At 64.1% G+C, this 11272-nt stretch carries 11 protein-coding genes and 1 pseudogene; 3 read left to right on the top strand and 9 right to left on the bottom strand.

The genetic code is table 11. The annotated features are described in order from the left end of the window. Positions 1-44: 44 nt before the first annotated feature. Complete coding sequence (locus ACF8E5_RS21330) at positions 45-338, bottom strand: hypothetical protein (RefSeq protein ID WP_023535173.1); 294 nt, start codon at positions 336-338, stop codon at positions 45-47. Positions 339-415: 77 nt separating this feature from the next. Between ACF8E5_RS21330 and pbpC the strand changes: the two genes are divergently transcribed. Continuing rightward, positions 416-2773, top strand: coding sequence for a peptidoglycan glycosyltransferase PbpC (gene pbpC / locus ACF8E5_RS21325; RefSeq protein ID WP_196125841.1), 2358 nt, complete (start codon positions 416-418; stop codon positions 2771-2773). Between the two features lie 60 nt (positions 2774-2833). Here pbpC and ACF8E5_RS21320 read toward each other — a convergent pair whose 3' ends face one another. The 8 genes from ACF8E5_RS21320 to ACF8E5_RS21285 form a co-directional block, all read right to left on the bottom strand. Then, on the bottom strand, positions 2834-3589 hold the full coding sequence (locus tag ACF8E5_RS21320; RefSeq protein WP_392475788.1) for a response regulator: 756 nt from the start codon (positions 3587-3589) through the stop codon (positions 2834-2836). Positions 3590-3729: 140 nt separating this feature from the next. Continuing rightward, positions 3730-4200 carry an A24 family peptidase gene (locus ACF8E5_RS21315; RefSeq protein WP_100852303.1) on the bottom strand — a complete coding sequence of 157 codons (471 nt, stop codon included), beginning with the start codon at positions 4198-4200 and terminating at the stop codon, positions 3730-3732. 201 nt (positions 4201-4401) lie between these two features. Beyond that, positions 4402-4971, bottom strand: coding sequence for a DUF4136 domain-containing protein (locus tag ACF8E5_RS21310; RefSeq protein WP_196185667.1), 570 nt, complete (start codon positions 4969-4971; stop codon positions 4402-4404). Between the two features lie 19 nt (positions 4972-4990). Beyond that, positions 4991-5620 (bottom strand): DUF4136 domain-containing protein, encoded by a 630-nt coding sequence (locus ACF8E5_RS21305; protein WP_392475763.1) that lies wholly within the window; start codon positions 5618-5620, stop codon positions 4991-4993. Between the two features lie 19 nt (positions 5621-5639). Then, complete coding sequence (locus tag ACF8E5_RS21300; RefSeq protein WP_392475762.1) at positions 5640-6389, bottom strand: methyltransferase domain-containing protein; 750 nt, start codon at positions 6387-6389, stop codon at positions 5640-5642. Next, positions 6386-6691 (bottom strand): MazG-like family protein, encoded by a 306-nt coding sequence (locus tag ACF8E5_RS21295; RefSeq protein ID WP_023535180.1) that lies wholly within the window; start codon positions 6689-6691, stop codon positions 6386-6388. The genes ACF8E5_RS21300 and ACF8E5_RS21295 overlap by 4 nt, the downstream gene beginning before the upstream one ends. An 81-nt stretch (positions 6692-6772) precedes the next feature. After that, positions 6773-7630: a MaoC family dehydratase gene (locus ACF8E5_RS21290; protein ID WP_326383791.1), complete on the bottom strand. Its 858-nt coding sequence runs from the start codon at positions 7628-7630 to the stop codon at positions 6773-6775. Positions 7631-7632: 2 nt separating this feature from the next. After that, on the bottom strand, positions 7633-8982 hold the full coding sequence (locus tag ACF8E5_RS21285; protein WP_392475761.1) for a 3-oxoacyl-ACP reductase: 1350 nt from the start codon (positions 8980-8982) through the stop codon (positions 7633-7635). Positions 8983-9098: 116 nt separating this feature from the next. Between ACF8E5_RS21285 and ACF8E5_RS21280 the strand changes: the two are divergent. Together ACF8E5_RS21280 and ACF8E5_RS21275 are read left to right on the top strand one after the other, a co-directional pair. Continuing rightward, a pseudogene (locus tag ACF8E5_RS21280) lies at positions 9099-10375 on the top strand (acetyl-CoA C-acetyltransferase). Positions 10376-10482: 107 nt separating this feature from the next. Continuing rightward, positions 10483-11262: a helix-turn-helix transcriptional regulator gene (locus ACF8E5_RS21275; RefSeq protein ID WP_196125839.1), complete on the top strand. Its 780-nt coding sequence runs from the start codon at positions 10483-10485 to the stop codon at positions 11260-11262. Positions 11263-11272 lie beyond the last annotated feature (10 nt).

Genomic DNA, 11272 nt, shown 5'->3' with positions numbered 1-11272 from the left:
TTGTGCGACGAGCAGAGGCTTTCACCTGTTCGTCGCACGGCCACTCAATGGATCACCCAACTCATTACCCACAGGCCCAATACCAGCCAGATGATGCCTAGGATGATCGAGGCACGCATGAAAGCGCGGATCGCCGAGAACAGCAGCATCAGGCCAACGATCAGGGCCAGGATGCTGACCAGCGAGGTGTCCATGCCCAAGGTGCGCGACAGGCCATCGACGAAATTGCCGCCGGCATTGGCCAACAGGTTGAACAACCCGCTCAGCGCGTCGACGACGATGCGGATCAGCGATCCCAGTGCTTGCCCCAGCCATTCGAAAAAACCTTCTACATGCATAGTTGCTTCCTGATCAACATGGCGGCGTTCTTGCCGTTTCCAGTGCTTTGGCCCTTTTCAGGGCAGGTCGGTTCCCGATGCCAAGCTTAGCCCGCTGGTGGCGATCGCGACCATGCAAAGCAGTGCGTGCCCTGGTGATTGGCGTGGTGGCCTTGATGGGCCTGCTGTGGCTGGCCGACCGCATCTGGCCTTTGCCCATGCCGTCCGACGACCTGGCCCGGGTCGTGCTGGCAGAAGATGGCACACCGTTGTGGCGATTCGCCGATGCCGACGGGGTGTGGCGCTATCCGGTGAGTCCCGAGCAGGTCTCGCCGTTGTACCTGCAAGCGTTGCTGACGTACGAGGACCGCTGGTTCTACCGGCACCTGGGCGTGAACCCGATGGCCCTGGTCAGGGCGGCGTGGTTGAACGCGCGGGGAGGGCGCGTGGTGTCAGGCGGCAGCACGTTGTCGATGCAGGTGGCACGCCTGCTCGATCCCCATGATCGCACCGTGGCGGGCAAGCTGCGGCAGCTGTGGCGCACACTGCAGCTGGAGTGGCACCTGTCCAAGCGGGAGATTCTGCAAATTTACCTGGACCGCGCGCCGTTCGGCGGCACCTTGCAAGGTGTTGCCGCTGCCAGCTGGGCTTATCTGGGCAAGTCGCCCTTGCATCTGACGCCGTCGGAGGCAGCCCTGCTGGCGGTACTGCCGCAAGCCCCCAGCCGGCTACGCCCTGACCGCCACCCCGAGCGCGCCGAACGCGCACGCAACAAGGTGCTGCAACGGTTGGCGCAGTATCAGGTGTGGCCCGAGCAGCGCCTGCGTGAAGCGGCCGAAGAGCCGCTGGTGCTGGCGCCGCGTCAGGAGCCGGCACTGGCGCCTTTGCTGGCCCGCCGTCTGAACACCCCGGGTAGCCCGCCGTTGATCCGTACCACCGTGGATGCAGGGTTGCAGCGCCGGCTGGAAGACTTGCTGCTGGGATGGCGCGCGCGTCTGCCGGAGCGTACGTCTGCCGCCATCCTGGTGGTCGATGCGCAAACCATGGCTGTACGCGCTTATCTGGGCTCGGTCGACCTCACGGACGCCCGGCGTTTCGGGCACGTGGACATGGTGCGGGCGTTGCGCTCGCCTGGCTCCACGCTCAAGCCGTTTCTGTACGGCCTGGCGATGGACGATGGGCTCATTCATTCCGAGTCGCTGTTGCAGGACGTACCACGGCGTTACGGTGACTACCGTCCGGGCAATTTTTCCAGCGGCTTCAGTGGGCCGGTGTCAGCGAGTTCGGCACTGGCCCTGTCGCTCAACTTGCCCGCCGTGCAACTGCTCGAAGCGTACGGCCCGAAGCGCTTCGCCGCACAACTGCGCATGGGCGGCTTGCCGCTCACGCTACCTCCGTTGGCCGAGCCCAATCTTTCGCTGATCCTGGGCGGTGCCGGTAGCCGTCTGGAAGACCTGGTAGGTGGCTACGCGGCCTTGGCCCGGGAGGGTAGAAGCGCCCAGGTGCGGTTGCAGCCCCAGGCTCCCCTGGTGGAGCACCGGCTCATGTCTCCGGGCGCAGCGTGGATCATCCGGCGTATTCTCAGCGGCCAGGCTCGGCCCGACCGCGACCCGCATGCCGAACTGGTACGCCGTCCCCAGCTGGCCTGGAAAACCGGCACCAGCTACGGCTTTCGAGACGCCTGGTCGATTGGCGTCGGCCCTCGCTACCTGATCGGGGTATGGATTGGTCGGCCCGACGGCACCCCTGTGGCCGGGCAGTTCGGCCTGGCCTCGGCCGCCCCGTTGATGCTGCAAGTGCACGACCTGCTCAGCAACCGGGACAGCCAGCGCGGGTTAGAGGCCCCGGTGCAGCGAACGCCTGCCAATGTCGGGGTGGCGGCGATCTGCTGGCCTCTGGGGCAGGCGATGAGCCGCCAGGACGGCAATTGCAGGCGCCAGCGTTTTGCCTGGACCCTGGACGGCACTGTTCCTCCCACGTTGCAGGCGGCCGATCAGCCGCTGGGCCTGGGTTTGCGCGAACACATCTGGGTCAACGACCGCGGCTTGCGCGTGGACAGCAATTGCCCAGGCGCTCAGGCGCGCGAGGTGGCCCTGTGGCCCGCCCCCCTGGAACCCTGGTTGCCTCGGGCTGAACGGCGGGCTGCCCGTCTACCGGCCATGGACCCCACATGCCCACCGCAAGGCCCGGTCAGTGCCCCGCCGCTGGCCATCGTCGGTATTCGTTCTGGCGACCATCTGCGTCGCCCCGCCACCAGTGGGGAACCGCTGCAAGTGGCGGTGTCGGCGCTGGGCGGTAGTGGGCGGCGTTGGTGGTTCCTCAATGGACAACCGCTGGGCGAAACCCAAGGGCAGGACAGCCTGATGGTGCGCCTGCCGCAGGCAGGGCAGGCCGAGTTGAGTGCGTTGGACGAAAGTGGTGAAACGGCGCGGGTGGCGTTTCAGGTCAATGAGTAGTATGGCGGTGTGCCGGTGCCGGTGCCGGTGCCGGTGCCGGTGCCGTGGCACCGGCACCTGTCAGTGCGCCGTGAACCGTTGATTCACCGGGGATGAGCCTGGTGTCAGTGCCAAGGCCAGTTGCGTGCGGTTGTGCATATGGGTCAGGCGCAACACCTGGGACACGTACAGCTTCACCGTGTTTTCGGTGATACCCAGTTCACAGGCGATCTGGTAATTGGTCTTGCCCTTGCCCACCAGCCGCGCCACTTCCAATTGACGTGGCGACAGCTTTTCGAATACCGAGGGCAGCTCGGCCTCGGCTTCCTCCATGTCGCCGGCGCGCCGGTGAGGCCCTTGTCCGCGGGCTTTTTCCAGGTCCTGATACAACTCGTCGACGGACTCTGCCAGATCCTGCAGGCGCTGATTGAGCCCGCTGAGGTCGTGGAAGTCGCGCTGACGTTCCTGCAGCACCTGCTCCTGGCGGCGTACCCCTTCGAGCAGCTCGTCGAGATCCATCGGTTTCTGGTAGTAGTCGGCAAAGCCTTCGCGCAGCGCCCGAATGACGTCCTGCTTTTCGGCACGGCCGGTCAGCATGATGGCTTCGAACATGCGGTGGCTACCGTCGATCTGCTTCAGGGCGCGCATCAGCTCGATGCCATCGCGTCCGGGCATGTGAAGGTCGCAGATGATCAGACCGATGTTTGGGTCGGCCTCATAGCGTTTTACTGCCTCATCTGTAGAGAGTGCCGATACGCAACTGTATCCCTTGGCTTGCAAGAACTCGCACAGCTGTTCGACGATGACTGGCTGATCATCGACTACCAGCACTTTCATTTCACTTACAGGTTTGGACACGATCAACTCCCTGTGAATATACGGCCCTGCTCCCGGGCTAGACGCTCTGGCAGATTAAAAGTAGCCGTACCTCTCGTAGTTGTACAAGGTGTGTACAAGATTAGGGACCGCTGGATTCTTCATTGGATCCATACAGCTGTCAGAAGGTAGCCAGCCAGCACATAGGGGACGAATGCCTGCTTGTCGCCCATGGCTTCGGTCAAGGCCTGGAGGCGTTTTTTCACCTTGGGGTTGAGCAGCGTCCACAAGCGCCTTCGGGTGGTCAGCCAGATCAACAGCGCGACCCCGGCCCCGATGAAGGTCCCGAGCACATGATCGGTGCCGGTAGCCAATGCCAGCGCGCCCATCAGTTTGACGTCATCGGCGCCGAAGTGGCCGAGCATGTAGCCGGGCAAGGTGAGCAGCATGACGATGGCCAGGCCCCAGCCTGCCGAACTGGGATCGGCGCCAAGCCAGGTGTGGCCGGTTGCGAACAGCCACAGCAGGGCCCCTACGGCCGCGCCCAGCGTCAACAGGTCCGGGAGCTGACGCTGGCGCACATCCTGTTCGGTACACAAGGCAAGCCACAGAAGAAGAACAATGCTTTGCATCGACAGGTCGCCTTTCCTAGTAGATGAACACTTACCCGTGCAGTCAGGTTTCCTTAGTCAAGATAGACCGGAACCTGCGTGACGGCCGTGTGCCGCAAGGAAAAGGCGTTGGGAGAATGGGTTTTGTCGCAGTCGTCGCCTGTCACGGGGCCTGTGCCTGCACCCCGCTACGAGGCGGGATGCAGGCAGAGCGTGCCCCCGCTAGCGTTTGCTGCCAGGTGGATAGCTGCCCAGTACCTGAGCCACCGTCTTCTGAATAGCCTCGTTGCGTTCCTGCGGGCTTGGCGGGTAGTTGTTCATGATCTGCTCGGCACTGCCGCGCCAGACCAGCTTGCCATCGCGCCCATCAAGCAAGTCGACCTGGATAGTCGCGACCTTGTAATCGACGCTGCGGGTTTCGTTGTACATCGGCCCGCCCCAGTACCCTCCCCAATAGCCACCCCAACCGCCGCCGTAGTTGGTGGTGACCTGTTGCTGGCGCTGTTCCACGATCAGGTAGGTGCGCACGTTGAGATCAGCACGCGCGCCAGGGGGCGCTGGGCGTAGGCCCCGCTGATCGAGCTGGTCGCTGACCGCCTGGCGGATGCGCTGCTCGGTCAGGTCGCTCTTGATGCGTGGATCGTCAGGACGATATTGCAGGCCGGGCTCCTGCCAGGCCCAATTGCGGTAGGCGGCAAAATCACGACTCGCGTCGTAGTCCTGCTGCACGTTATGGCTTGAGCAGGCAGCCAACAAGGCCGCAAACGACACGAGTAACAGGCGGCGCAACATGATGAATCTCCGTTAGGCGTTAACTGGGAGGATAGCCGCTGAGAGCCTTGCGCACGGCGTCGCGCACGGCATTTTCACGGTCCCGCGGTGAAGCCTGGTCGTTGCCGCTTTCGGCACTTGCGCTCCAGACGGCCTGGCCGCTGCGGCTGTCGTACAGGTCGATGCGCACTACCATGACCTCAACCTGATAGGTGCGTACGACCGGAACACTGGCGTAACCCCCATAACCGTTGCGGTAACCGCCATAGCCCACGTTGCCGTAGGGCCCATAGTAAGGGTCGTAGCTGTCGTAGTCGCGCACTTGGCGCAGGCGTTTTTCCAGGCGGATATCGGCGCCGACGAGCAGGTCACCTACACCGCTGCGGGCGGGGCGCAAGCCCTGCTGATCGAGCGCTGCGGCCACGGCATCGGCCAGCTGTGCAGGGTCGGCATTGGCCGAACCGCTGGGCAGACGCCCGTCACGCCAGCTCCAGCTGCGGTAGCGGCCGTAGTCCCTTGCAGGTGCGGGATAAGCGCTTGCGTCGAAGGTGGTCGCTGCCTGAGGCGGGGCCGGTGGCAGTGGGCGGCTGGTGGCGACGTAGGGATTGGTCCCTTGGCACCCGGTCAGAACCAAAGCCAGCAGGGCCAGTGGCAACAGACGGTACGGCATGCTTGCTCCTCACGGCAGGTCAACGTGGGCGACAGACCCAATGCAGGTAACGGCCCAGGCCGGCGAAACTCGGATGGCGGCGGTGAGCGAGCTCCATTTCCAGCACGTCCAGCAGCACGGCGCGGTCCTGGAATTCCTTGGGCATGTAGTCATGGAAAACACGTATGCCGCTTTCACTTTCGACCTGCCACAAAGGTTCAAGTTGCGCCCTGAGCGCCCGCGGATCAAGTGGTTTCTGCGGGGTAAGGCTCTGCTTTTCACCTTTAAGGCGATTACTGCGAAGCTTGCGGAAATGCCCCTTGAGCAGGTTGCGGTAGACCAAGGCATCGCGGTTATAGAACGCCAGCGACAGCCAACCCCCGGGGGCTGTGAGTTGATGCAGAACGGGCAGGATACTTTCCGGCTCAGCCAGCCATTCGAGTACCGCGTGGCACACGACCACGTCGTAGGGCTCGGTCAGCTCACCCAGCAGCGCTTGCCAGGGCGCCTGGATGAACGTTGCCGCCTGGCCGGCCTCGGCAAAGCGGGCCCGTGCCCCTTCGAGCATGGGCTCGGCGGGTTCGGCCAGCGTAAGCTGGTGGCCGCGTTGGGCCAACCATAGCGCCATGTGACCCAGGCCGGCACCGATATCGAGGATGCGCAATGGGCGATCCGGCAGGGCTTCGGCCAGGTCGGCCTGCAAGACTGCCAGCCGGATCGCCCCCTTTGCGCCACCGTAGATTTTCTCTGCAAATCGGGTGGCCAGTTCATCGAAATGACGGTCGTTCATCGTGCGAAGCGCCTTTCGCTGTCAGCCAGCTTGGCGCGGACCACCTGGTCCATGTCCAGCCCCAGTTCACTGCACAACAGCAACAGGTAGAGCACGACGTCGCCCACTTCCTGCCCGGCGTGGGCCAGCTGTTCGGGTGGCAGGCGACGTGACTCGTCCTCGCTGAGCCACTGGAAGATTTCAACCAGCTCGGCCATTTCGACGCTGGCGGCCATGGCCAGGTTCTTTGGGCTGTGGAAACGTTGCCAGTCATTGGTATCGCGGATTTGATGCAGGCGTTGAGTCAGTTCTTGCAGGTTCATCGGGTTCTCCTCATGGCGCATAGCTTCCGCGCAGGGCCATTGCAAAGCAAGCTTCCCTGCACGGGGCGCAGCATGCGCCAGTCAGCCCTGCAAGCGGGCCCAGCGGCCGAGCATGTGTACCACGTCCGTCTGGCCGTCCAGGCGCAGCTCACCCACAGGGCCGACCTGGCTGGCGCTGAGCACCACCTCCGAGGGCAAACGCACGGGTTTTTTAAAATCCACCTCGAACCGATAGCCACTGTGAGGCAAGTGCCCGTGCAGCGCGGCCATGGCCATGGCCTTGCTCCACATGCCGTGGGCGATGGCAGTGGGGAAACCGAACAGCTGGGCGCTGGGTGCGCTGAGGTGAATGGGGTTGTAGTCGCCGCAGACCCTGGCATAACGGCGGCCGATATCACTGTCGGCATACCAGCGCGTGACTTCAGGCAAGTCGCTGGCCTGACCCTCGGCCGCCTCTGCCAGGTTGCCGTCGAGTTTCAACCCGCGCACGAGCATGCGGCTGGTTTCCCGCCAGAGCACGCCAATACCGTCCGCCGCCTGGGTGATCAGGTCGAACGTTCCGCCTTTGGGGTGGGGCTGCAGGTTGTCGGCATGAACCGCCATGCGCAGCGACTCGATGCCCCCAAGCGGGCGGATGACATCGATGCGGTTGTGCAGGTGGACCAGGCCCAGCAACGGAAAGGGGAACTGCTCGGCGGTCATCAACTGCAGCTGCAGGTTGAACGCCATGATGTGCGGGTACGTAGCAGGCAGCCGGCCATCGTCGACGAAACGGCACAATTGCCGGTAGGCATGCAGTTGCTCAGGCTGAACCGCCAGGGTGCAGCGCAGCCCGTGCGTGGGCAGTTGATCACCGCTAATGCGGCGTTTGCCCGCTGCGCGCAGGTACAGGCTGGCGCGGCTGGCCGGTTGATGCAGGTCGTGCCATTGTCGTTGCATGCTCAAGCCCCCATCAGTGCCTGGCCGCACACCCGCAGCACCTGGCCGTTAACGGCGCCAGAGCCAGGTTGGCTAAGCCAGGCGATGGCTTCGGCCACGTCCTGGGGCTTACCGCCCTGGCCGAGCGAACTCAGGCGTCGCCCCGCTTCGCGCAAGCCCATGGGCATGGCGCCCGTCATATGGGTTTCAATGAAGCCAGGCGCCACTGCGTTGATGCTGATGCCTTGTTCGGCAAGCGTCGGTGCCCAGGCCTGGGCCAAGCCAATCAGCCCAGCCTTGCTGGCAGCGTAGTTGGATTGCCCCCGGTTGCCGGCGATACCGCTGACCGAAGCCAACAGGGTGATGCGGGCGTCCTTGTGCAACGCGCCGTTATCGAGCAGGGCCTGGGTCAGCAGCTGAGGAGCCTTGAGGTTCACCGCCAGTACGGCGTCCCAATATTCGGGGGTCATGTTCGCCAGGGTCTTGTCACGGGTGATGCCTGCGTTGTGCACCAGGATGTCGAGGCCATCGGGCAATGCCGCCAGCAACTGCTCGGCAGCGTCACCGGCGCAGATGTCCAGGACCAGCGCCTTGCCACCCAGGCGCGCAGCGAGCGTCTGCAATTGCTCGCTGGCCGGGGGCACATCGAGCAGCACATCGGCACCGTCGCGGGCCAGGGTTTCTGCAATGGCGGCGCCGATGCCGCGGGCAGCCCCAGTGATCAGCGCGCGCTTGCCGCTGAGCGGCCGTGTCCAGTCCTCGACCTGAACCTGGCAGGGCTGTAGGCGCAGCACCTGGCCCGACACGAAGGCGCTCTTGGGCGACAGGAAGAAGCGCAACGCGCCTTCGAGTTGAGATTCGGCGCCGTCACCCACGTACAGCAACTGGGCAGTAGCGCCGTTGCGCAGTTCCTTGGCCAGCGAACGGCTAAACCCTTCGAGGGCACGTTGGGCGACACTGGCCATCGGGTCGGCGACGGCCTCAGGCGGGCGACCCAAGACCACGATATGGGCGCAAGGCGCCAGGTTGCGCAGTAGCGGCTGGAAGAATTCGCGCAACTGCGTGAGCGCATCGCTGTCGGACAAGTGACTGGCATCGAACACCAACGCCTTGATCTTGGGGCCCAACCCAGCGACCCAGGGTTCGCACTGGAGGCCTTGGCCGTTGAAGCCGTAAACCGCGTCGGTCAACCGCGCTGCGAGTGTTTCGACCTGGCGTGCCAAGGGGCCGCCGCCAAGGACCAACGGCCCGTCCACTGGCCGCATGCGGCCCGCTTCCCAGCGCTCCAGCGTGGCTGGACGAGGCAGGCCAAGGCTGTCGACAAGTTTGCGGCCGAGGCTGGAGTTGGCAAAACCAAGGTAGCGATCGCTCATGGTGGGTCCTCCGAAAGCAAGTCTGACAGTGTGGACCAGGATTGTGGCCAGGTCGTTCGAATGCGGCAAAAACACCTAGGCTCTACGGATCAAATTGTTTCAGGAGGAACATGCGCATGCGCTCACTTCGCCGGGTCGCTATTCTGGGCGGCAACCGAATTCCATTCGCCCGTTCCAATGGTGCGTACGCCACAGCCAGCAACCAGGACATGCTGACTGCCGCACTCGAGGGGCTCATCGAACGTTACCGTCTGCACGGCCTGCGCCTTGGCGAGGTGGTGGCAGGCGCGGTACTCAAGCATGCCCGGGACATGAACCTGACGCGCGAGTGCGTGCTGGGTTCGCGCCTGTCGGCCTCGACCCCCGCCTATGACATTCAGCAGGCCTGTGGCACCGGGTTGGAAGCGGCATTGCTGGTGGCCAACAAGATTGCCCTCGGGCAGATCGACTGCGGCATTGCGGGCGGCGTCGACACTACGTCCGACGCACCCATCGCCGTGAGCGAAGGCCTGCGCCGGATGATGTTGCAAGCCAACCGGGGCAAGGCGCTGGGTGACCGCCTCAAGCCTTTCCTGGGCTTGCGGCCTCACCACCTCAAGCCTTCGCTGCCGCGCAACGGCGAGCCACGCACCGGGTTGTCGATGGGCGAGCACTGCGAACGCATGGCCAAAACCTGGCGCATTGGCCGGGCCGAGCAGGACGAATTGGCGCTGCGTAGCCATCAATGCCTGGCACGTGCCTACCAAGAAGGTTGGCAAGACGATTTGATGACCCCTTTTCGGTCGCTGACCCGGGACAACAACCTGCGTCCCGACTTGACGCTGGAGCAATTGGCCAAGCTCAAACCGGCCTTCGACCGCAGCGATGAGGGCACCTTGACGGCAGGCAATTCCACGCCGCTGACCGATGGGGCCTCGCTGGTGTTGCTGGGGACCCAGGAGTGGGCAGACCAACATGGCCTGCCGGTGCTCGCCTATCTGGTCGATGGCGAAACAGCCGCGGTGGATTTCGTCGATGGCCGCGAGGGCCTGCTGATGGCGCCCGTTTATGCGGTGCCGCGCTTGCTGGCCCGCAACAACCTGACGCTGCAGGATTTCGATTACTACGAGATCCATGAGGCATTCGCAGCCCAGGTGCTGTGCACCCTCAAGGCCTGGGAGGATGCCCAGTACTGCCGGGAGCACCTCGGGCTGGATGCGCCGCTGGGGGCGATCGACCGTTCCCGGCTGAACGTGAAGGGCAGCTCACTTGGGCAGGGCATCCATTTGCCGCCACCGGTGGGCGCATCCTGGCCAACTTGGCCAAGCTGCTGTCCACGGCGCCCCAAGGACGCGGCCTGATCTCCATCTGCGCCGCAGGTGGGCAGGGCGTTACGGTCATCGTCGAGCGGTGAGCGTCGGTGTTCATCCGGCTGGGTGACCGAAGGTGCACATGGAGCCGGATAACGCCGAGGGCATTTAGGCTGGTAGGCTTGGCCGATCATCATGATAAGAAATCGCCATGCCTGCCATCGGACATCCTCGTCCCATTCCAACGCTCGATTGCCTGCCTCGACCGCTCTATGCACGCGCCGAGCGACTGGTGGCCGGCTCGTGGACGACGTCGCATCAACATGACTGGGTGCAGTTTTCCTATGCCATCAGTGGCGTACTGGGGGTGTATACCCAGGAAGGCAGCTACTTCGCCCCGCCGCAATGGGGCGTGTGGATACCGGCGCAGGCCGAGCATGCGGTGTCCAGTTCGATGCAGGCCGAAATGCGCAGCCTCTATATACGGCGCGATGCCTGCTCGTGGGCCGCGGAGCGTTGTCGTGTACTGGAAGTGACCCCCTTGGCCCGTGAGCTGATCAAGCAGTTCTGCCTGTACCCTGCACATTACCCCGAAGGCGATAGCGCGCAGGCGCGCCTGGTCGCCGTGCTGCTTGACCAATTGCAGGCGTTGCCGGAAGTGGCGTTTTCGTTGCCGCTGCCACAACACCCAGGCTTGCTTGCCCTGTGCAATGGCCTGATTGCTACACCGGATCAGCCGCAGACCTTGCAGCAATGGGCGTGCGAACTGGGGTGTTCGGAAAAGACCCTGATGCGGTTGTTCCTGCGCGAGACTGGGTTGAGTTTTCGCAACTGGCGCCAGCGCATGCGCTTGCTGTCGTCCTTGACCGCGCTCGAGGCGGGGCACACGGTCACTGACGCGGCGCTGGGCTGCGGGTACGACTCGACCTCCGCCTACATCGCCGCCTTCAAGCAGCTGTTCGGTGCCACGCCGGGCGAGTTGAAGCTGTAGCGGCTTACCG

This window comes from Pseudomonas sp. WSY_20, assembly GCF_043104335.1.
Taxonomy (GTDB): domain Bacteria; phylum Pseudomonadota; class Gammaproteobacteria; order Pseudomonadales; family Pseudomonadaceae; genus Aquipseudomonas; species Aquipseudomonas parafulva_B.
This window is presented reverse-complemented; position numbering and strand designations above follow the sequence as displayed.